22 protein-coding genes are annotated in these 21,279 nt (G+C 67.3%); 16 read left to right on the forward strand and 6 right to left on the reverse strand.

Annotated elements, in window-relative coordinates:
* Window positions 1-19: 19 nt before the first annotated feature.
* Window positions 20-838: an IclR family transcriptional regulator gene (locus WBB14_RS11775; RefSeq protein WP_424239970.1), complete on the reverse strand. Its 819-nt coding sequence runs from the start codon at window positions 836-838 to the stop codon at window positions 20-22.
* Window positions 839-850: 12 nt separating this feature from the next.
* On the reverse strand, window positions 851-1,666 hold the full coding sequence (locus WBB14_RS11780) for an HAD-IIB family hydrolase (RefSeq protein WP_424239971.1): 816 nt from the start codon (window positions 1,664-1,666) through the stop codon (window positions 851-853).
* A 151-nt stretch (window positions 1,667-1,817) separates the two neighbouring features.
* Here WBB14_RS11780 and ribBA point away from each other — a divergent pair, with 151 nt between their 5' ends.
* From ribBA to WBB14_RS11810, 6 genes are all read left to right on the forward strand, one after another.
* Window positions 1,818-2,993: a bifunctional 3,4-dihydroxy-2-butanone-4-phosphate synthase/GTP cyclohydrolase II gene (gene ribBA, locus WBB14_RS11785; RefSeq protein WP_424239972.1), complete on the forward strand. Its 1,176-nt coding sequence runs from the start codon at window positions 1,818-1,820 to the stop codon at window positions 2,991-2,993.
* Between the two features lie 10 nt (window positions 2,994-3,003).
* Window positions 3,004-3,534: a 6,7-dimethyl-8-ribityllumazine synthase gene (gene ribH / locus WBB14_RS11790; protein ID WP_006391339.1), complete on the forward strand. Its 531-nt coding sequence runs from the start codon at window positions 3,004-3,006 to the stop codon at window positions 3,532-3,534.
* Window positions 3,503-3,997, forward strand: a complete 495-nt coding sequence (gene nusB, locus WBB14_RS11795; protein ID WP_332016307.1) for a transcription antitermination factor NusB — start codon at window positions 3,503-3,505, stop codon at window positions 3,995-3,997. The genes ribH and nusB overlap by 32 nt, the downstream gene beginning before the upstream one ends.
* Window positions 3,998-4,193: 196 nt before the next feature.
* Entirely contained in the window at window positions 4,194-5,159 is a 966-nt protein-coding gene (gene thiL, locus WBB14_RS11800; RefSeq protein WP_424239973.1) for a thiamine-phosphate kinase, read from the forward strand.
* A 57-nt stretch (window positions 5,160-5,216) separates the two neighbouring features.
* Window positions 5,217-5,723 carry a phosphatidylglycerophosphatase A family protein gene (locus WBB14_RS11805; RefSeq protein WP_041656413.1) on the forward strand — a complete coding sequence of 169 codons (507 nt, stop codon included), beginning with the start codon at window positions 5,217-5,219 and terminating at the stop codon, window positions 5,721-5,723.
* A complete protein-coding gene (locus WBB14_RS11810; protein WP_207470570.1) occupies window positions 5,720-6,286 on the forward strand; it encodes a CinA family protein in 567 nt (188 codons plus the stop codon). Before WBB14_RS11805 ends, WBB14_RS11810 begins: the two co-directional genes overlap by 4 nt.
* Before the next feature lie 44 nt (window positions 6,287-6,330).
* On the opposite strand, the gene pyrF is transcribed toward WBB14_RS11810, so the two are convergent.
* The 3 genes from pyrF to WBB14_RS11825 are packed head-to-tail and all read right to left on the reverse strand — an operon-like array spanning window position 6,331 to window position 8,923.
* Entirely contained in the window at window positions 6,331-7,149 is an 819-nt protein-coding gene (pyrF, locus tag WBB14_RS11815) for an orotidine-5'-phosphate decarboxylase (protein ID WP_424239974.1), read from the reverse strand.
* Between the two features lie 6 nt (window positions 7,150-7,155).
* On the reverse strand, window positions 7,156-8,475 hold the full coding sequence (locus WBB14_RS11820; RefSeq protein ID WP_424239975.1) for an NAD(P)/FAD-dependent oxidoreductase: 1,320 nt from the start codon (window positions 8,473-8,475) through the stop codon (window positions 7,156-7,158).
* A gap of 49 nt (window positions 8,476-8,524) precedes the next feature.
* On the reverse strand, window positions 8,525-8,923 hold the full coding sequence (locus WBB14_RS11825; protein ID WP_054451923.1) for a diacylglycerol kinase: 399 nt from the start codon (window positions 8,921-8,923) through the stop codon (window positions 8,525-8,527).
* A gap of 172 nt (window positions 8,924-9,095) precedes the next feature.
* Between WBB14_RS11825 and WBB14_RS11830 the strand changes: the two genes are divergently transcribed.
* From WBB14_RS11830 to WBB14_RS11875, 10 genes are all read left to right on the forward strand, one after another.
* Complete coding sequence (locus tag WBB14_RS11830) at window positions 9,096-9,833, forward strand: FadR/GntR family transcriptional regulator (RefSeq protein ID WP_424239976.1); 738 nt, start codon at window positions 9,096-9,098, stop codon at window positions 9,831-9,833.
* A 49-nt stretch (window positions 9,834-9,882) separates the two neighbouring features.
* A complete protein-coding gene (locus WBB14_RS11835; protein WP_424239977.1) occupies window positions 9,883-10,917 on the forward strand; it encodes an L-idonate 5-dehydrogenase in 1,035 nt (344 codons plus the stop codon).
* A gap of 61 nt (window positions 10,918-10,978) precedes the next feature.
* Window positions 10,979-11,953 carry a sialic acid TRAP transporter substrate-binding protein SiaP gene (locus tag WBB14_RS11840; protein ID WP_424239978.1) on the forward strand — a complete coding sequence of 325 codons (975 nt, stop codon included), beginning with the start codon at window positions 10,979-10,981 and terminating at the stop codon, window positions 11,951-11,953.
* 64 nt (window positions 11,954-12,017) lie between these two features.
* The gene (locus tag WBB14_RS11845) at window positions 12,018-12,644 is read left to right on the forward strand and encodes a TRAP transporter small permease (protein WP_424239979.1); all 627 of its coding nucleotides are present in this window, start codon (window positions 12,018-12,020) and stop codon (window positions 12,642-12,644) included.
* Window positions 12,645-12,696: 52 nt separating this feature from the next.
* Window positions 12,697-14,103, forward strand: a complete 1,407-nt coding sequence (locus tag WBB14_RS11850; protein WP_424239980.1) for a TRAP transporter large permease — start codon at window positions 12,697-12,699, stop codon at window positions 14,101-14,103.
* A 13-nt stretch (window positions 14,104-14,116) separates the two neighbouring features.
* On the forward strand, window positions 14,117-14,863 hold the full coding sequence (locus WBB14_RS11855; protein WP_424239981.1) for an SDR family oxidoreductase: 747 nt from the start codon (window positions 14,117-14,119) through the stop codon (window positions 14,861-14,863).
* A 31-nt stretch (window positions 14,864-14,894) separates the two neighbouring features.
* Complete coding sequence (locus WBB14_RS11860) at window positions 14,895-15,761, forward strand: fumarylacetoacetate hydrolase family protein (RefSeq protein ID WP_424239982.1); 867 nt, start codon at window positions 14,895-14,897, stop codon at window positions 15,759-15,761.
* A gap of 26 nt (window positions 15,762-15,787) precedes the next feature.
* Complete coding sequence (locus WBB14_RS11865) at window positions 15,788-17,323, forward strand: UxaA family hydrolase (RefSeq protein ID WP_424239983.1); 1,536 nt, start codon at window positions 15,788-15,790, stop codon at window positions 17,321-17,323.
* 46 nt (window positions 17,324-17,369) lie between these two features.
* Window positions 17,370-18,581: a D-mannonate dehydratase ManD gene (gene manD / locus WBB14_RS11870; RefSeq protein WP_424239984.1), complete on the forward strand. Its 1,212-nt coding sequence runs from the start codon at window positions 17,370-17,372 to the stop codon at window positions 18,579-18,581.
* Between the two features lie 3 nt (window positions 18,582-18,584).
* Window positions 18,585-20,153 carry a mannitol dehydrogenase family protein gene (locus WBB14_RS11875; RefSeq protein ID WP_424239985.1) on the forward strand — a complete coding sequence of 523 codons (1,569 nt, stop codon included), beginning with the start codon at window positions 18,585-18,587 and terminating at the stop codon, window positions 20,151-20,153.
* 82 nt (window positions 20,154-20,235) lie between these two features.
* On the opposite strand, the gene WBB14_RS11880 is transcribed toward WBB14_RS11875, so the two are convergent.
* On the reverse strand, window positions 20,236-21,246 hold the full coding sequence (locus tag WBB14_RS11880; protein ID WP_424239986.1) for an amidohydrolase family protein: 1,011 nt from the start codon (window positions 21,244-21,246) through the stop codon (window positions 20,236-20,238).
* Window positions 21,247-21,279 lie beyond the last annotated feature (33 nt).

The raw sequence follows: 21,279 nt of genomic DNA on the forward strand, positions 1-21,279 counted from the left end.
TTGCGCGAATTTCCGCCTGTCAGCCCCGGTAACCGAGCTTGCGCGAGATTTCCTGCGCGCAGGCCAGCAGCGGCCGGGCGATGGCGCCGTCCCAGGCCACGTCAAACAACCCGGTGGGGCCCAGGCTGGTCAGGGCCAGGACGATACTGCCGGTGTTGTCGAAGACCGGCACCGACAGCGCGTCCACGCCCGGCAGCGGATTGCCCAACGCACGCGCCATGCCGTGCACCCGGATGTCGGCCAGCTGCGCCTCGATGTTGGCGCGCGAGGCCTTGCGCGGGGGCGGCGTGCTGGCGATGACGGCCGTGTCGCCTTCCTCGCGCGCGATGTAGTGCTCGCTGACCTTGGGCGGCAGCCAGGCCGCGAACACCAGGCCGGTGGCTGTGTGCAGCATGGACATCACCGTGCCCTTGCGCATGTTCACGTGGACCGGGTAGCTGGCTTCGGTCATGTGGATCATGGTGGGGCCGTGCGAGCCGAGCACGGCGATGCCCAGGGTATGGCCGATTTCCGATTGCAGCTTGGCGATTTCCGGCATGGCGACGCGCACGGGGTCCAGGCGCTGCAGGCTCACCAGGCCCATCTGCAGGGCGAAGGGGCCGAGCTCGTACTGGCCGGTGATGGCGTCCTGCTGTACCAGGCCGACGCGGATGAAGCTGACCAGGTAAGGGTGCGCCTTGGCCGAGGTCATGCCGGCGCCCGCAGCCAGGTCGCGCAGGGTCAGGGGCTTGCCGGCGTCGACCAGGGCGGCCAGCAGCGGCACGCCCACCTCGATCGACTGGATGCTGCGGCGGCCGTCGTTGGCGGCCGGGGATGAAGCGGAAGGGGATGTCGCCACGGTGTGCGGACCTCAGGCCGGCTGTGCAGGGGTGGACCGCGCGGCGAGCAGCCGGTTGGCCATTTCGACGAAGCCCGCGCCGCCATGGAAAGCGGCGACGAAGGCAGGGCGGTGCGTCAGGCGGTGCAGCTGGGCCTGGATGTTGGCCACGCCGACCGAAATCGGGAAGTAGGCGAACATGGGCTCGTCGTTGGGCGAGTCGCCGATGAACAGAGTGCTGTCCAAGGCGTTCGCCACGTCCGCGCCGAACTCGCGCTGGAACATGGTGCGCGTCATGGTGAGCTTGTCGTAGTCGCCGAACCAGCCATTGACGTGGATGGAGCTGACCTTGGCCTGGGCGCCGGCTTCCTCGAAGATCTGGACGATCCGGCTGATGGCGGAATCGGGCAGGGCCGGCACGTCCTCGCAGAAGTCGATGGCCAGGTCGGCCACGCGATAGTCCTGGTCGCTGGCCACGGCGGCGCCGGGTACTTCGGCCAGGACGCGATCGCGGATGGCGTCCAGTTTCCGGCGGCTGGCCAGGCGCGAGGCGGCGTCGGTCCAGTAGTGGGTGGTCATGCGGCGGGCCTGGCGGTCATAGGCGTAGTAGAACGCGCCGTTTTCGCCGACCACGGCGCGCACCGGCCACATGCGGGCAATATGGTCGCACCAGCCGGCCGGGCGGCCGGTGATGGGCACGACCTGGATGCCGGCCTGTTCCAGGCGCTCCAGCGCCGCGTAGGCGTCCGCCGGCAGGCGGCCCTCGGTGGTCAGCGTGTCGTCGATGTCGGTCAGCACGACGCGGACCGCCGCGGCGACGGTCAAAGGCATGGCCGCAAGGGCTTGCATGTGGGGTTTCCTTGGCTCGGTTTTTAAGGGGTGGTCTCCGGGCGAAAGTTTACCGGACGCCCCCGGCGGACGGGGTCGGCAGGGCCGGATAGGGGTTCCGCCTCCAGGGGCGGTAAAATCCGGGCTTTCCCGCCTGGTTTACGTGCCCGCCATGTCCGTCCAGTTGTCCCCCTTGCCCGGCTCCGAGCCGGAATCCTTCGGCATCGCTTCTGTTGCCGAGATCATCGCCGAGCTGCGCGCCGGCCGCATCGTCATCCTGGTTGACGAGGAAGACCGTGAAAACGAGGGCGACCTGGTCATGGCCGCCGAATTCGTCACGCCCGAAGCCATTAACTTCATGGTGACGCACGGCCGCGGCCTGGTGTGCCTGACCCTGACCGAAGACCGCTGCCGCCAGCTGGACCTGCCCCTGATGGCGGCCCGCAACGGCACGCGCTACGGCACCAACTTCACGCAGTCGATCGAGGCCGCCGAAGGCGTCGAGACCGGCATTTCGGCCGCCGATCGCGCCCGCACCATCCAGGTGGCGGTGGCGCGTGACGCCAAGCCCTCGGACCTGGTCCAGCCCGGCCACATCTTCCCGGTGCGCGCGGTGCCCGGCGGCGTGCTGGTGCGCGCCGGCCACACCGAGGCAGGCTGCGACCTGACCGCCATGGCCGGCCTGACGCCCGCCGCCGTGATCTGCGAAATCCTCAAGCCGGACGGCACCATGGCCCGCCTGCCGGACCTGGTGCAGTTCGCCCGCGAGCACGGCCTGAAGATCGGCACCATCGCCGACCTGATCCAGTACCGCAGCGAACACGAATCCATCGTCAAGCGCGTGGGCAAGCGCACCATGCAGACAGCCTGGGGCGAGTTCGAGGCCGTGGCCTACGAAGATGCCGCCACCGGCTCCGCCCATTTGGCGCTGGTGCATGGTAACGTGACTCCCGATGCCGAGACGCTGGTGCGGGTGCATGAGCCAGCCTCCGTGCTGGACGTGCTGGACACCGGCGCCAGCCCGCATAGCTGGGGCGTGGCAAAAGCCCTGCAGGCCATCGCGGCCGCCCCGGCGGGAGTACTCGTGTTGATGAATTGCCAATCGTCCACCGAACACCTGTTTGGCCAGATCGCCGGCTGGAATGACCCGAAGGCTCAGGCCAACCCCGCCAATGCCGACCGTTACGGCCTGCGCACGTACGGCATTGGCGCCCAGATTCTGCGTGACTTGAACGTGGGCCAGATGAAGCTGCTGGCCCGGCCGCGCAAGATGCCCAGCATGGCGGGCTTCTCGCTCACCATTACGGGTTACGATTGCGACCCTCCGAATACTCCCGCAACACACTGAAGGCCGACATATGAACCCTTACATCCTTACCCCCGACCTGAACGGCGAAGGGCTGCACATCGGCATCGTACGCGCCCGCTTCAACGAGGAAATCGGCCAGGCCGAACTCGAAGCGTGCCTGAAGGAACTGGCCGAACTGGGCGTGGACGAGCGCGACGTGATGGTCGCCACTGTTCCGGGCGCCCTGGAACTGGGCGTGGCCCTGTCCCACATGGCCGAAACGTTTGAATTCGACGCCCTGATCGCGCTGGGCGCGGTCATCCGCGGCGAGACCTATCACTTTGAAGTGGTCAGCAATGAAATGGCCACTGCAATCACCCGTATTTCCCTGGAAACCGGCATCCCCGTCGCCAATGGCGTGCTGACCGTCGACACCGACGAGCAGGCGCAGGCGCGCGCCGCCGGCAAGGGCCGCGATTGCGCCCAGGTGGCCGTTGAAATGGCCAACCTGGTGGCGGCCCTGGAACCCGAGGAAGAAGACGAAGACGACGAAGACGAGGACGAAGATTTTGACGACGAAGAAGACGACGACCAGCGCTGATAGCGCGGCGCAAGCCCGCGCCAACGCGCGCAGCGCGCGCCGCCGCGCACGCGAATTCGCCCTGCAGGGCGTGTACGCGTGGCTGCTGCGCGGTGGCGAAGGCACGCAGGACGCTGGCGAGATCGACGCCCATCTGCGCGACACCGAGGATTTTTCCGAGGCCGACGCGCAATGGTTCAAGACCTTGCTGCATGGCGTGCTGCGCGAAGCGCCCGCGCTGCGCGAGCGTTTCACGCCTTATGTCGACCGTCCGCTGGCCGAACTGTCGCCTGTCGAACATGGCATCCTGCTGATCGGCAGCTTCGAACTGATTCATCATGTCGAAGTGCCGTACAAGGTCGCCATCAATGAAGCCGTCGAACTGGCCAAGTCGTTCGGCGGCACCGACGGCTTCAAGTTCGTCAACGGCGTGCTGGACAAGCTGGCTGCCGACGTGCGCGCCAACGAAGTCAACAAGAGGTAACCCCCCCGAAGCGCTGCGCGCTTCCCCCCCAGGGGGGCGCCGCTGCGGACCGGCGGAGCCGGATCCGCGCGGCCCGGATTTGGGAGGCACCAGTTTCTTGCGAGGGGCAGAGCGGGTGGCCCCTCTGATTTGTTGGGGGCGGTAAGCCCCCGTGGGATTCAATGCCGGCGCTGCCGTGCCGGACTGCGGAGTTGCCTTGGCGTCCGAATTTGATTTGATCGCGCGCTATTTCACCCGCGCGGCGCCTGCCGGCCTGCTGGGCGTGGGCGATGATTGCGCCCTGTTCCCGGTGCCGCCCGGCGAACAGGTGGCTACCAGCACGGACCTGCTGCTGGAAGGCCGCCATTTCTTTCCCGACGTGGATCCGAAGTCGCTGGGGCATAAGGCCCTGGCGGTGAACCTGTCCGATCTGGCCGCCATGGGCGCGCGCCCCATCGGCTGCGTGCTGGGCCTGGCGTTGCCGCGTCTGGACGAGCCCTGGCTGGCGGCGTTCGCCGAAGGTTTCCATGCGCTGGCCGCCGCTCACGGCTGCCCGCTGATCGGCGGCGATACCACCCGCAGCACGCATGACCTTGCCATCAGCGTCACCGTGTTCGGCGCAGTACCCGCCGGGCAGGCCTTGCGCCGCGACGGCGCGCGCGCTGGGGACGACATTTGGGTATCGGGCGAACTGGGGGCGGCCGATGTCGCCTACCGGCTGCTGGATGGCCAGTACCCTGCTGATGCGGCGCTGCTCGCGGCGACTCGTGGCGCCCTCGAATGGCCGCAGCCCCAGGTGGCGCTGGGCCTGGCGCTGCGCGGCATCGCGCATGCCGCCATCGATATCTCCGATGGCTTGCTGCAGGACCTGGGCCATATCCTGGCCGCCGGCCGCGTGGGCGCCACGCTGCACTACGCCCAACTGCCTGCAGCGCCCGCCCTGGTTTCCCTGGACACGGCGCGGTTGCGCCGCGCGGTGCTGGGCGGCGGCGACGTTTACCAGCTTTGCTTCACCGCGCCCGTCTCGCGGCGCGAGGCCGTGCTGGCCGCGGCGGCTTCGGCCGGCGTCCGCGTGACCCGCGTGGGACAGACCCAGGCCCAGCCCGGGCTGTCGGTGCTGGACAGCCAGGGCCAGCCCCTGGCCGAGCTGCCGGCCGGTTTCGATCACTTTCCCGCGGCCTGATCCGCCGCGTTTCCCCTCCTTACTCCCATGTCCGCGACCGACAATCGTCCTCCCTCCATGCGCGACCGCGCCCGGACCGCCTATCCGCCGTTGTCCTGGGTCTGCCGGGATCCCGGCCGGCTGATCGCTTTCGGCTTCGGCAGCGGCCTGATCCGGCCGGCCTCGGGCACCTGGGGCACGCTGCTGGCCTGGGCGATCTGGGTCGCCGCCGCGCCTGCCGCGTCGGACCTGGCGATAGGCGTGTTCCTGGCACTGGCTTTTTTGTACGGATGCTGGGCCTGCCATCGCGTCGGCCGTGAACTCCAGCAGTCGGATCATGTCGGAATGGTCTGGGACGAGATGGTGGCGTTCTGGCTGGTGCTCTGGCTGACGCCCGCGGGCTGGTTATCGCAGGCGCTGGCGTTCGTGTTGTTCCGCACGTTCGACATCGTCAAGCCGCCTCCCATCAAGTTCTTCGATGCCCACATCAAGGGCGGTTTTGGCGTGATGTGGGACGATATCGTGGCGGCCGCATACGCCTTGCTGGTCATGGCGCTGGTCGTGCGCACAGGAGTCTTGGGATGAGCGGACAACAAGAAGGCACCCGGCCCAATCTGTCGGCCGAACAGCTGGCGCAGGCCACGTCGCTGGCGCTGGCCGAAAGGCTAGGCGAAACGCTGCGGCGCAAGGGCTGGATGCTGGGCACGGCCGAATCCTGCACCGGCGGCCTGCTGGCCGGCGCCATGACGGCGGTAGCGGGTTCCAGCGACTGGTTCGAACGCGGCTTCGTCACCTACAGCAACGAAGCCAAGGTCTCCGAACTGGACGTGTCGCCCGATGCCTTGCACCACTTCGGCGCCGTCAGCGAGCCGGTCGCGCTGGAGATGGCCAACGGCGTGCTGTTGGCGTCCCCCGCCGCGCATGTAGCGGTATCCACGACCGGCATTGCCGGTCCTGGCGGGGCCACACCCGGCAAGCCGGTGGGCATGGTGTGCTTCGGTTTCGCGCTGCGTGCGGGCGAGGGCATCAGCAGCCGCGCCGTCACGCACGTGTTCCCGGGCGACCGCGCGCAAGTGCGCCAGGCAGCGGTGGATTACGCGCTGCGCGGCCTGCTGGAGTTGTTGGGAGCGCCGGTCAATCGGCGCTGAAGCAAGGAACTGCCGCGGCTTGGGGGGCAAGCCCCCCGCCCGGTTCAGCGCACCGCGTTGATTGAGTCGCGCAGGCCCTTGGCCGCCGTGCCGGCGGCTTCGCGCCAGTCGTCGCCGCCGCTGGCGTAGATGATGGCGCGGGACGAATTGATCATCATGCCGCTGCGGGCGGCGTTGGCGCCGGCGTTCACGGTGGCGGTGATGTCGCCGCCCTGGGCGCCGATGCCCGGTACCAGCAGGGGCAGCGCGTCGCCGATGCGCTGGCGCACGGCAGCCAGTTCATTCGGGAAGGTCGCGCCCACCACCAGGCCGCACTGGCCGTTGGCGTTCCACTTGTCGGCGACCAGGCCTGCGACGTGCAGGTACAGCGGCTCGCCATTGTCCATCTTCAGGAATTGCAGGTCCGATCCGCCGGGGTTGGAGGTGCGGCACAGCACGATCACGCCGCGGTCGCGCCATGCCAGGTAGGGCTCGACCGAGTCCAGGCCCATGTAGGGGCTGACGGTCAGCGCATGCGCCTGGTAGCGTTCGTAGGCTTCACGGGCATAGTTTTCGGCGGTGGAGCCGATGTCGCCGCGCTTGGCGTCCAGCACAATGGGCAGGTCCGGATGCTTTTCTCGGATGTGCTGGCACAGCGCTTCCAGCTGGTCTTCGGCGCGGTGCGCGGCGAAGTAGGCGATCTGCGGCTTGAAGCTGCACGCATAGGGCGCGGTGGCGTCCACGATGTCGCGGCAGAACTGGAAGATGGCGTCCGGCTTATCCTGCAGTTCGCGGGGGAAGCGCTGCGGATCGGGATCCAGCCCGACTTGCAGGAGCGAGTTGCTGGTGGTCCAGGCGTGTTCGAGTTTTTGCAGGAAATTCATGGGAGTTCAGTGCAGTTTGACCCGCGGGCGCGTGCGCCGCATGAGCAGGCGGGCCAGGGCAAGGGAGGCGGTACGCGAGATGCCGAGCACCGCCTTGTGGTGCATCAGGTGCAGGCTCATGTACATCAGGCGTGCCAGTGTACCGCTTACGAACAGTCCCCGCCCCGCCAGCTTGCCCATCAGGCTGCCGACGCCGGCATCCTGGCCCAGTGATACCAGCGAGCCGTGGTCCTCGTAGACGTAGGGTCCGGTGGGCTCGGCCGCGTGGCGCAGGCGCGCGGTGAGCTTCTTGGCCAGATAGTCGGCTTCCTGGTGCGCCGCCTGGGCGCGTGCCGGCACGCTGCGGCCGTCGCGCCAGGGCGCGGCGCAGCAGTCGCCCAGCGCCAGGATATGCGGATCGGGGGTTTCCAGCCGTTCATTGACTTCGAGCTGGCCGACTTTGTTCAGGGGCAGGCCCAGATCGGCCAGCAGGGCCGGGCCCTGGATGCCCGCTGCCCACATGCAGAGTTGGGCGGGAAATTCGCGGCCGTCGGCCGTTTTGACACTGTCGGCGGTGACCTCCGAGACCCGGCAGGACGCTTCCACCCGGATGCCCAGCTCCGTCAGCCGCTTGGTGGCCGCCACCGAGATTTTCTCGGGCAGGGCCGACAGGATGCGCGGCGCGCCCTCGACCAAGGTGATGGCCAGGTCGCGTTCGGCTTGGAAATTGGGCAGGCCATAGGCGCTGACCACGTGGCTGGCCTCGACCAGTTCCACCGCCAGCTCGACGCCGGTGGCGCCGCCGCCCACGATCACCAGATCGAGCCGGGCCGAGGGGTTGCGTACCTTGGCCTGGTCCACCAGCGCCATGGCCTTGAGCATGGTCAGGCGGAATTGCTCGGCGTTTTCGGTGGAGTCCAGCGTCACCGCGTGTTCGGCCGCGCCAGGGGTATTGAAGAAATTGGAGGTGCTGCCCATGGCCAGCACCAGGGTGTCGTAGGCGAGTTCACGGCGCGGCAGGACTTCCTGGCCTTGCGCGTCGTTCACCGCGTCCAGCGTGACGCGGCGCTGCTCGCGGTCGACCCGTTCCAGGCGGCCCTGCGCGAACGAAAACCCGTTCATGTGGGCCAGCATCAGGTAGGACAGGCCTTCCTGGTGGATGTCCAGCGTGCCCGCGGCGGCTTCATGCAGCGAGGGCTTCCAGATATGGAAGGGACGGCTGTCGACCAGCGTGATGTGTTGCCGGCCATGCACGCGGCCAAGCTTGGCCGCCAATTCCAGGCCGCCGGCGCCGCCGCCGACGATGACAATGCGCTCAGAGGAGTTGGGCGTCGATCTAGGCATCATGGCTTCCAGTATAAATAGCGGCGCATCTCCCCGGAGATGACTAGCCGTGTCAATGCATGACGAAACGGCTGATGGCCACGCCCACCCAGACCGTCCCGGCGAAGATCAGCAGCAGCATCACTGCGGCGCTGCCCAGGTCCTTGGCGCGGCCCAGCAGCGGGTGCGATTCGACGGAAAGCGCGTCGGCCAGCGCTTCGATGGCGGAATTCAGCAGCTCCGCCGCCAACACCATGATCACCGTGCCCACCAGGAAAAACACTTCGACCGTGGTCCGGCCGAGGAAGAATGCGGCGGGGATCATCAGCACGGCCAGCGCGAGTTCCTGGCGGAAGGCCGCCTCGTACTTGATGGCGGCCTGCAGGCCCTGCAAGGAGTAGCGCAGCGCGTTGAGGATGCGACGCAGGCCGCCCGTGCTCTTGTAGGGCGAATGATGCGGATTCTGTGACATGGGTGCGGAAAGTGGGCTGGGTGTGGCGGCTTTTTAACAGATATGCATTGCCCGCGAAGCCATCGCGTGCATCTTTGGGCAAACCCTAATTGTGACGCATGCGGGAGCGGCGCAAGATTTGGTCAATTGGTAAGGCCACTTTACCTTTTGGCCTGAATTTTCCACCCAGTCCATGCCTATCCAGACCATCGAACCTCGCCGCCTGTACCGCCAGATCGCCGACCAGCTTCGCCTGTTGATCGAGACGGGCGAGTTTCCGGTCGGCGCGCGTCTGCCGCCCGAGCGCGATCTTGCGCTCAAGCTGGGCGTGTCGCGTCCTTCGGTGCGCGAGGCGCTGATCGCGCTGGAGGTCGAAGGCTGGGTGGAAGTCCGCATGGGTTCGGGCGTCTATGTGCAAAGCCTGGCCGGCGGCCCGCGCGCCAGCCTGATGGCCGAGAGCCCCTTGGAAACCATACGCGCCCGCCAGGTGATCGAAGGTGAACTGGCCGCACAGGCTGCGCTGCGCAACTCCCCCGCGCTGGTGGATGGTTTGGCTGAAGCCGTCGGCGCCATGGAAGACGAGGCGCTGGCCGGCAACGTGCCGATCCGCGGAGACCGGCTGTTCCACCTGCGTGTCGCCGAGATGGCGAACAACGCCGTGCTGGTGCGTGTGGTGAGCGAACTGTTCGACGAGCGCCATAACCCCTTGTCCGTGAAGCTGGGCGACTACTTCGAGAATCCTTCCAGTTGGGCGGCCGCCATTGCCGAGCATCGCAAGGTCATCGACGCCATCCGCGCCGGGGACGACCGCGGCGCGCGCGCTGCCATGCATCATCATCTGGCCTGCTCGCACGACCGCCTCACCGCAAGCTGGCCCGGCGCGGACGCTCCCGGCCAACCACTAGCCAGCCGGGAGCAGCCGGAACCATGAGCATCCCGCGCAGGTGCCCCCCGTTCGGAACGCCAAGGAGCAAGTCGCCATGACGCTGGCCTGTCGCATCCACGGGGCGCGCGACCTGCGCCTGGAACCGGACGAAGTCGCGCCGCTGGCGCCGCACGAGGTCGAACTGCGATTGGGCGCCGGGGGCATCTGCGGATCCGACCTGCACTACTTCCTGCATGGCCGCGTGGGCGCCTTCGTCATTCGCGAGCCTCTCATCCCCGGCCACGAGGCCTCGGGCGTGGTGCTGCGGACCGGCGCCGCCGTGCGCTCGGTGGCGCCGGGCATGAAGGTCGCCATCAATCCCTCACACCCTTGCGGCGGCTGCGACTACTGCCGCGCCGGCCGCGACAATCTGTGCCGCAACATGCGCTTTCTCGGCAGCGCCAGCATCTACCCGCATGTGCAAGGCATGTTTCGCGAACGCTTCGTGATGGGCGAGCGGCAATTGACGCCGGTGCCGGAAGAGGATGTCTCGCTGGGTGAAATCGCCTGTGCCGAACCGCTGTCCATCGGCCTGCACGGCGTCAACCGGGCCGGACCGATGATGGGCAAGCATGTCCTGGTGACGGGCGGCGGCACCATAGGCTGCATGACCGTGCTGGCCGCCAGGCTGGCGGGAGCGGCGCGCGTGACCGTGATGGACGTGGCCGACCGACCCCTGGACATGGCGCGCCAGGTCGGCGCCGACGAGGCCATGCGTAGCGACTTGCTCGCGCCCGCGGATCTGGCCGATATCGCCGACATCAGCATCGAGGCCGCGGGCAGCCCGGCGGCGCTGGCGACCTGCCTGACCGCGACACGGCGCGGCGGCCGCATCGTGCAAGTGGGAACGCTGCCCGCCGAGGGCATCGCGTTTCCGGCCAACAACATCATGGCGCGGGAGCTCGACTATGTCGGCGCGTTCCGCGCGGGCGTGGAGTTCGATTGGGCGGTCTCTTACCTGCGCACGCGCAAGGTGGACGTGCGGCCCCTGATGAGCGCGCAGTTGCCGTTGTCGCGGGCATTCGAGGCCTTCGAGCTGGCGGCGGATCGCAGTCGCAGTACCAAGGTGCAACTTGTAGTTGAAGCATGACCCGCTGGCGGCTCAACACGGGCCGCCAGGACGGGCATTCAAAAAACAACGAGGAGACGACATGAACCTAGGCAACGCCGTCAAGGCGCTGGTTGCCGCCCTGGCGCTCGCCGCCAGCGGCAGCGTGCTGGCGCAGACCAAGCTCAAGTGGGCCCACGTGTACGAGACATCCGAACCCTTCCATACCGCTTCCGTCTGGGCAGCGCAGGAAATCGGCAAACGCACCAACGGCCGCTACCAGATCGACGTGTACCCGGCCTCGCAGCTGGGTAAGGAAAACGATATCAACCAGGGCCTGACCCTGGGCACGGTGGATATGATCATCTCGGGCTCCAGCTTCGCGGCCAAGAGTTTCCCCCGCATCGGCGTCACCTACTATCCCTACATCTTCCGCAATCCCGAGCACCTGATCGCCTACACCAAGAGCGATATCTACAAGGAGCTCACGCGTGGCTACGACGAGAAAAGCGGCAACCACATCGTCGCCACCACGTACTACGGCACGCGCCAGACCACGTCCAACCGCCCCTTCACCAAGTGCTCCGAAATGAAGGGCCTGAAGATCCGCGTGCCGGACGTGGCCGCCTACCTGGCCATGCCGCGCGCCTGCGGCGCCAACACCGCGCCGATCGCCTTCGCCGAGGTCTACCTGGCTTTGCAGAACGGCACCGTGGAGGCGCAGGAGAATCCGCTCACCACCATCGAGGCCAAGAAGTTCTACGAAGTGCAGAAGAACATCATCCTCACCGGCCACATCGTCGATCACCTGAACACGGTCATCTCGGGCAAGCTATGGAAGAGCCTGTCCGACGAGGACAAGAAGATCTTCTCCGAAGTCGCGCAGCAGGCGGCGGAAAAGGCCTCCGCGGAAGTCGCCGAAAGCGAGAAGAAGATGGTCGAGGTATTCCGCAAGCGCGGCCTCAACGTGGCGGAAGTGAACGTCGCGGATTTCCGCGACACCGTGCTGGAGAAAGTGCCGTTCAAGCAGTACGGCTACGAAAAATCGGATTGGGAACGGATCCAGGCCGTGAAGTAAGCGCGCCCGGGGCCGCCCAGGCGGCCTCGCCTCGACCCGTCCGATTCCGCACAAGGGGAACGCCATGCATTCCGATGCCAAGGCCGCCGTCATGGCGGCCGCCAGCAGCAACCCTGTCCATCCCGCCGGGCAGCAGCCGCCCGCCACGGCGGAGGAGATCGTCCACAGCTTCGAGGAAGCCGACCAGCACGAGGTCAGCCTGGCTGGGTACCAGCCCGAGGACTGGATCTGCCTGGGCATCTTCTGGGTCATGGCCCTGCTGGTCTTCCTGCAGTTTTTTTCGCGCTACGTGTTGAACGATTCCTACGCCTGGACCGAGGAACTCGCCGTCTATTGCCTGATCGGCGTGGTGTTCATCGGTTCGGCCATGTGTGTGCGCGCCTGCCGCCATATCCAGGTGGACTTCCTGTACCGCTATCTGCCGCGCCCTGTTGGCCGCGTGTTGGCCACCGTCATCGACCTGCTGCGCACGGCCTTCTTCGGCTATGCGGTGTGGCTCACGTACCGCTACATCGTCCTGGTGGGCGACGAACCCATGACCACGCTGTTCTGGAACAAGGCCTTTGTCTACTGGATGGCGCTGGCCGGATTCGTCCTGATGTTCCTGCGCTCCGTGCAGGTGTCGGCGCGCAACTGGCGCCAGGGCTATTCCATCCTGGAAAACCCCGCGGCCTACGAGTCGCAGGACTAAAGCTGGTCCGGGACAGCTCCCGGAATCCGACAACGACAACCGGAAGCGAGACATGGGCATACTGATCGGGACCTTTCTGCTGTTGATGATCGTCGGCCTGCCGGTGGCGGTGGCCATGGCAGGCGCGTCGCTGCTGTTCGTGCTGATTTCGGGCAGCGTGCCCGACGTGGTGGTGGCGCAGCGCATGATCGCGGGCGTGGAGTCCTTCCCGCTGCTGGCCGTGCCGTTCTTCATCCTGGCCGGCAACCTGATGAACATCGCCGGCATCACCGGCCGCATCTACAACTTCGCCGTGGCGCTGGTGGGCTGGATGCGCGGCGGGCTGGGGCAGGTGAACATCATCGGCTCGGTGGTGTTCGCCGGCATGTCGGGCACCGCCATCGCCGACGCCGCGGGCCTGGGCACCATCGAAATCAAGGCCATGAAGGACCATGGCTACGAGACCGAGTTCGCGGTGGGCGTGACGGCCGCCTCGGCCACCTTGGGGCCCATCATCCCGCCGTCACTGCCTTTCGTCATTTACGGCATGATGGCCAACGTGTCGATCGGCTCGCTGTTCCTGGCGGGGCTCATTCCTGGCGCGGTCCTGACCGTGCTGATGATGCTGACCGTGGCCTACTATGCGCGCCGCAACAATTGGGGCGGCGATGTGTCCTTCAACTGGAAGCGGCTGGGCGCGGCCGGGCTGGAAGTCGGCATCGTGCTGGCGTTCCCGCTGTCGATCTGGCTCATGACCGAGGCCGGCGTGTCGGCCAACCTGGCCGCGGGCATCGCCTTTGCCGTATTGCTGGCGCTGGACTGGCGCTACAACTTTTCGGCGGTGATGGCGTTGATGGCGCCGGTCATCCTGATCGGAGGGATGACGCTGGGCTGGTTCACGCCCACGGAGGCCGCCGTGGCCGCCGTGATATGGGCGCTGTTCTTGGGGCTGGTGCGCTATCGCTCCATGACCTTGCGGACCCTGGCCAAGGCCACTTTCGACACCATAGAGACCACGGCGTCGGTGCTGTTCATCGTCACCGCTGCCTCGGTGTTCGCGTGGCTGTTGACCACCACCCAGGCCGCCCAGGCGCTGACCGACGGCATTCTCAGCGTGACGCAGAACAAGTGGGTGTTCCTGCTGATGGCCAACGTGCTGATCCTGATCGTGGGCTGCTTCATCGACACCATCGCCGCCATCACCATCCTGGTGCCTATCCTGCTGCCCATCGTGCTCAAGCTTGGCATCGACCCGATCCATTTCGGCTTGATCATGACGCTGAACCTGATGATAGGCCTGCTGCACCCGCCCATGGGCATGGTGCTGTTCGTGCTGGCGCGCGTATCCAAACTGTCGGTGGAACGGACCACGGTAGCCATCCTGCCCTGGCTGGTGCCGCTGTTCGTGGCGCTGATCGCCATTACCTACATCCCGCAGATCACGCTCTGGCTGCCCACCGCCATGGGCATGGCCAAGTAAAAAGGAAAACGCCATGACTGGAAGACTGCAAGGCAAGACCGCCATCGTCACCGCCGCGGGACAGGGCATAGGCCGCGCCGTGGCCGAGGCCTATGTTCGCGAAGGCGCCGACGTGCTGGCGTTGGACATCAACGGCGGGGCGCTCGAGACGCTGGCGGGATGCCGGCGCAGGACGCTGGATGTGACCGATGCCGGCGCAGTCGCCGCGCTGATTGCCGACGCGGGGCCGGTGGACGTGCTGTTCAACGGCGCCGGCTTCGTGCATGCCGGGACCATCCTGGATTGCGACGAACAGGCCTGGGACTTCTCGTTCGAGCTGAACGTGAAGTCCATGTACCGCATGATCCGCGCCTGCCTGCCCGGCATGCTGGCGCGCGGCGGCGGTTCCATCGTCAACATGGCCTCGGTGGCGTCCAGTATCAAAGGCGCGCCCAACCGCTGCGTCTATGGATCCACCAAGGCGGCGGTGATCGGGCTGACCAAGTCCGTGGCCGCGGACTACGTGGGGCAGGGCATACGCTGCAACGCCATCTGCCCGGGCACGGTGGAGTCGCCTTCGCTGCGCCAGCGCATCGAGGCGCAGGCGAGCGCCGGCGGACAGACGCTGGCTGCCGTCGAGGCGGCCTTCGTCGCCCGCCAACCCATGGGCCGCATCGGCAGCGCCGAGGAAATCGCCTTGTTGGCGCTGTACCTGGCCAGCGACGAGTCCGCCTTCACCACGGGTACCGCCCAGGTGATCGACGGCGGCTGGTCGAACTGAACATTCACGACACACATATGAGGAACATGCGATGAAATTGTTGCGCTATGGCACGAAAGGCGCGGAGAAACCCGGCATGCTCGACGCCAATGGGCAGCTGCGGGATCTATCGGCAGTCTTGCCGGACATTGCCGCCGCCACGCTCACGCACGCCGGCCTGGCGCCGCTGCGCGCGCTGGACCCGGCCAGCCTGCCCCTGGTGGACCGCCCGGGCCGCCTGGCGCCGCCCTGGAGCGGCATGGGCAAGTTCATCTGCATCGGCCTGAACTACGCCGATCATGCCGCCGAATCCGGGCTGCCGGTGCCGGCCGAGCCGGTGATTTTCATGAAACCCACCTCGGCCGTGGTCGGCTGCAATGATCCGGTGGTGCTGCCGCAAGCATCCGTCAAGACCGACTGGGAAGTCGAGCTGGGCGTGGTGATCGGCGAACGCGCCCGCTACGTCAGCGAAGCCGACGCCATGAACCACGTGGCCGGCTATTGCGTGGTGAATGACGTGTCCGAACGCGAGTACCAGATCGAGCGCGGCGGCACCTGGGACAAGGGCAAGGGCTGCGACACCTTCGGCCCGATCGGCCCGTGGCTGGTTACCGCCGACGAAATCGCCGAGCCGCAGGCGCTGGACATGTGGCTGGACGTCAACGGCAAGCGCTATCAGAACGGCAGCACCCGCACCATGGTGTTCGGCGTGGCGCAACTGGTGTCCTACGTCAGCCGCTTCATGACGCTGTACCCGGGCGACCTGATCAGCACCGGCACGCCGCCGGGCGTGGGCATGGGCCAGAAGCCGGCGCCCGTGTACCTGAAGGCCGGCGATGAGATGCGGTTGGGCATTGCGGGCCTGGGCGAGCAGCGGCAGCGCGTCCACGCCTGGGATCCGTCGCTGATCGACGGTTAGCGGCGCGCGCAAGCCAGGAGCCTTCCATGTCAGAAACCGATACCGCGGTCATACGCATCCATCCGGCGGACAACGTGGTGATCGCCAGGCGCCAGTTGGCCGGCGGCACGCGCCTGGCCGGCGAAAACGTCGTCGTGCGCGGGCTGGTGCCGCCCGGGCACAAGGTGGCGACGCGTGCCATTGCCGCTGGCGAACCGGTGCGGCGCTACAACCAGGTCATCGGCGTGGCGCGCTGCGACATCGCGCCCGGCTCGCATGTCCATACCCAGAACCTGGAGTTCTCCGACTTCGAGCGCGACTACGCAGTCGGCGCCGACGCGCGCGCTACCGATTATGTGGAGGAGCCCGCGCAGTTCGACGGCATCTTGCGGGCCGATGGCCGCGTCGCCACCCGCAACTACATCGGCATCCTCACCAGCGTGAACTGTTCGGCCACCGCCGCGCGCGCCATCGCCGATCATTTCCGCCGCGACATCCATCCGGACGCGCTGGCCGGCTATCCCAACGTGGACGGCGTGGTGGCGCTGACGCACGGCGCGGGCTGCGCCACGGGCAGCGAGGGCGAGCCGCTGCGGCTGCTGCGCCGTACGTTGGGCGGCTATGCCAGGCATCCCAATTTCGCGGGCCTGCTGGTGCTGGGCCTGGGTTGCGAGACCAATCAGATCGGCGGCTTGATGGAGCAGGAAGGGCTGCGCGAGAGCGGCCTGCTGCACACCTTCAACATCCAGGAGACCGGCGGCACGCGCAAGACGGTGGAGCGCGGGATCGAGCTGGTGCGGGCCATGTTGGCGCAGGCCGACCGGGTCCGCCGCCAACCCGTGCCCGCGGGCAAGCTGACCGTGGGCCTGCAGTGCGGCGGGTCCGACGGCTATTCGGGCATCAGCGCCAACCCGGCGCTGGGCGCCGCGGTGGACCTGTTGGTGCGCCATGGCGGCACCGCCATCCTGTCGGAGACGCCGGAGATCTACGGCGGCGAGCACCTGCTCACCCGGCGCGCGGCCACCCCCGAGGTGGCGGCCAAGCTGCTGGCCCGGCTGCGCTGGTGGGAGGACTACTGTGCCCGCAACGACGCCGAAATGGACAACAACCCTTCGGCGGGCAACAAGGCGGGCGGGCTGACCACCATCCTGGAAAAGTCATTGGGCGCCATCGCCAAGAGCGGCACGACCCGCCTGGCCGACGTGTATGAGTATGCCGAGACGGTCCGCGAACGCGGGCTGGTGTTCATGGATACGCCGGGCTACGACCCGGTTTCCGCGACCGGCCAGGTCGCCGGCGGCGCCAACCTGATCTGTTTCACCACCGGCCGCGGTTCGGCCTACGGCTGTGCGCCCGCGCCGTCGTTGAAGCTATCGACCAATACGGCGCTGTGGCAGCGCCAGTCCGACGACATCGACATCAATTGCGGGGAAGTTGTTGACGGCGCGCAAAGCGTGGCCCAGATGGGCGAGCGCATATTCCGTCTGATGCTGGAAACGGCCTCGGGCCGGCGCACGCGCAGCGAGGAACACGGCTACGGCCAGAACGAATTCGTGCCTTGGCAACTGGGCGCGGTGATGTAGGAGCCCGGCGTCGGCCAGGAATTTCCAGCATTCCACAGGACCATCCATGAAGATTATCCAAGCGCGCGTTATCGTCTGCAGCCCCGGCCGCAACTTCGTTACCTTGAAGATCGAAACCGATGAAGGCCTGTACGGCATCGGCGACGCCACGCTCAACGGCCGCGAGCTGGCCGTGGCGGCTTATCTGACCGAGCACGTGATTCCCTGCCTGATCGGCCGTGACCCGCAGCAGATCGAGGACATCTGGCAATACCTGTACCGCGGCGCGTACTGGCGGCGCGGCCCGGTCACCATGTCCGCGATCGCCGCCGTGGACACGGCGTTGTGGGACATCAAGGCCAAGGCCGCGGGCATGCCGCTGTACCAGCTGCTGGGCGGCAAGAGCCGCTCGGGCGTCATGGTCTACGGCCACGCCAATGGCCGCGACATCGACGAAACCGTGGACGAGGTGCTGCGCTATCGCGAGATGGGCTATCTGGCCGTCCGCGCGCAGAGCGGGGTGCCGGGACTGAACTCGGTCTATGGCGTGGGACGCGGCCGCCTGTTTTACGAGCCGGCCGATGCCTCGTTGCCGTCCGAGCATGACTGGTCCACGGAAAAATACCTGGATCACGCGCCGCGCCTGTTCCAGCGGGTGCGCGACGCAGTGGGCTGGGACACCCACCTGCTGCACGATGTGCATCACAGGCTCACGCCCATCGAGGCTGGCCGCCTGGGCAAGTCGCTGGAGCCCTACCGCCTGTTCTGGATGGAGGACGCCACGCCGGCGGAGAACCAGGAAGCCTTCCGGCTGATCCGCCAGCACACGGTCACGCCGCTGGCCGTGGGCGAAGTGTTCAACACCATCTGGGATTGCAAGGACCTGATCGAAAACCAGTTGATCGACTACGTTCGCGCCACGGTGGTGCATGCGGGCGGCATCACGCATCTGCGCCGCATCGCCGATCTGGCCGCGCTCTACCAGGTGCGGACCGGCTGCCATGGCGCCACCGACCTGTCGCCGGCCTGCATGGGAGCCGCCCTGCATTTCGACCTGTGGGTGCCGAATTTCGGCATCCAGGAGTACATGCGGCACACCGAAGAGACCGACGCAGTGTTTCCCCATGCTTACAGCTTCAACCAGGGCATGCTATACCCTGGCGACGCGCCGGGCCATGGCGTCGACATCGACGAAACGCTCGCCGCCAGATATCCCTACCAACGCGCCTACCTGCCGGTCAACCGGCAGGCGCATGATGGCGCACTATGGCACTGGTAATCCATGCTCGAACGCTTGAACTCGGAGTCCCTGGCACATCTACCCGAGGATGTGGAATCTCCCGCCTATGACCGCAGCAGGGTGACCCCCGGCATCGTGCACCTGGGCATAGGCGCCTTTCACCGCGCCCATCAGGCGGTGCTGACGGACCTGGCCATGGCCGCCAGCGGTGACCTGAGTTGGGGCATCGTGGGCGTTTCGATGCGCAGCCCCGCCACGCGCGATGCGCTGACGCCGCAGGACGGCCTGTACACCCTGGCGCTGCGCGATGCGGGCCCGGATGGGCAGGCGCGGGAACAACTGCGGGTGGTCGGATCGGTGCTGCGGATCGTGGTGGCGGAGGAAGATCCGCAGGCCGTGCTGGAGCGCATCGCCTCCCCCCAGACCCGCATCGTCAGCCTGACGGTCACCGAAAAAGGCTATAGCCACGAGCCGTCCACCGGCCACCTGCGCTGGGACGACCCGGACATCGCGCACGACCTCGCGAATCCGGTCAGGCCGCGCAGCACCATCGGCATGCTGGTATACGGACTGGCGCTGCGGCGCGAGCGCAGCCTGCCTCCCCTCACGCTGCTGTCCTGCGACAACCTGCACGCCAACGGCGATACGTTGCGCAGCCTGGTGCTGGCCTTCGCGCTGCGGGTCGACGTGGGCCTGACCGCGTGGATCGACAACCACTGCACCTTTCCGAATTCCATGGTGGACCGCATCGTGCCGGGCACGCAGGACGAAGACCGCGCGCATGTGGCGCGACGGCTGGGCTTCGAGGACGCGTGGCCCGTGGTGGGGGAGCCCTTCCTGAACTGGGTCATCGAGGACAAGTTCGCGGCCGGCAGGCCCGCCTGGGACGCCGCGGGCGCCAGCTTCGTGCGCAACGCCGCGCCCTACGAACGCCTCAAACTGCGCATGGTCAACGCGCCGCATTCCGCATTCGCGTACCTGGGTTCGATGCTGGGCCTGCGCACCAACAGCGAGGCCGCCGCCACGCCGGCGCTGCGCCGCTACGTCGATGACATGATGCGGCTGGAACTCGGCCCCACGCTGCGCGGCATCCCCGAGTCGGGGCTGGAAGAGTACCGCTTGCGCTTTCTTGCGCGCGTGGCCAATCCGGCGCTGCCGCATCGCACGCGTCAAGTCGCCATGGACGGCTCGCAGAAGGTGCCGCAGCGCCTGCTTGCCGCCATCCGCGACCGCATGCAACGGGGCGACGATTTCGGCCGGCTGGCCCTCGCCGTGGCAGCGTGGCTGCACTACCTGCGTGGCTACGACGAACTGGGCAACGCCTATTCCATCCAGGATCCGCTGGCCGGGGCGCTGGCCAAACTGCTGGCGCGCGCCGACGTGGCCGCGACGGCTTCGTCCCCGGCGCAGGCGGCGCATCGCCGAGCCACGGTGGTAGCAGGATTCCGGCCGGTTTTCGGCGACCTGGGCAGGAAGCCCGCCTTCGTCGACGCGCTGGCCTTGCACCTGGAGCGGCTGCGGACGTTCGGGGTGCTGGGCGCGCTGGAAGCCCTGGAGCGGGACGCGGTCCCGGTCCCGGAAGGCTCGGTCCAGCCCATGCCGGCCGCATGACCGCAGGCGGCGTGCCGCCTGCCTCTACAAGCAGCGCTGCACGCCCAGGCGTGGGACCCGCTGTTCTGTTTTTCCCCGTCCGTCACCCGGCGCGCCGCTCCAGGCCGAAGAACTCCACCGTGTTGCGGCACAGGATCTTCTGCTGCACGTCTTGCTGCAGTCCGGCGTGGGTCACCAGCTTGCCCACTTCCTGCTCGCCCAGTGGATACGGATAGTCCGAACCCAGCAGCACGCGGTCCTCGCCCATCACGTCGATCAGCAGCCGCAGCGCGCGCGGATCGAACACCGCGCTGTCGGTGTAGAAGCGGTCGGTGTAGGAAGAGGGCAGCTGCGGACAGTCCTGGCGGATGATGTCGCGATGGCGCCAGGCGTTGTCCACGCGGCCCAGCAGGAAGGCGAAGCTGCCGCCGCCATGCGCGAAGCAGAGCTTCAGGCTGCGGGGGATGCGTTCGAACGCGCCCGACAGGATCAGCGACAGTATGCCCAGCTGGGTTTCCGCGGGCATGGCGACCAGCCATGGCAGCATCCATTTTTTCATGCGGCCGTCGGTCATCATGTCCCAGGGGTGCACCAGCACCGGGATGTCATGGTTGGCGCAGTGGATCAGGAACTGCACCAGGGTTTCGTCGTCCAGGTCGCGCGGGCCGACGTGGTTGCCTATCTGCACGCCCAGGTGGCCGGCTGCGCGGGCCCGCGACGCTTCCTTGCAGGCCAGCTCCAGGTCCTGCAGCGGCACCTGCGCCAGCGCCTTCAGGCGCGTGGGCGCATGGGCGCAGTGTTCGAGCGCCAGGTCGTTCATGCGGGCCGCCCAGTCGGCGGCCGCCTGTGCGGGATAGGAATAGCCGAACATGACGGGCGTGGCGCACAGGATTTGCAGGTCCACGCCGTTGCGGTCCATCTGCTCCAGGCGCAGGGCCGGGTCCCACAAGGTGGCGTCCACCGGACGGAAGGGGCGCTCGCCCGCCATGATCTGACCGGTGGAGCCATCGCCGTCCAGCCGTAGCCAGGGGGCGTGGACCGGATCCAGCGCCGCAGCCTCCTGCCGGGTGATCGGCGGGAAGAAGTGCGCGTGCATGTCGATTTTCTGGGTCATGTGCAAATGGAAAAGAAGTCGGTCGGGAGTCTG

This window comes from Achromobacter sp. (genome assembly GCF_049647645.1).
In the GTDB taxonomy this organism is placed as follows: Bacteria; Pseudomonadota; Gammaproteobacteria; order Burkholderiales; family Burkholderiaceae_B; genus Achromobacter.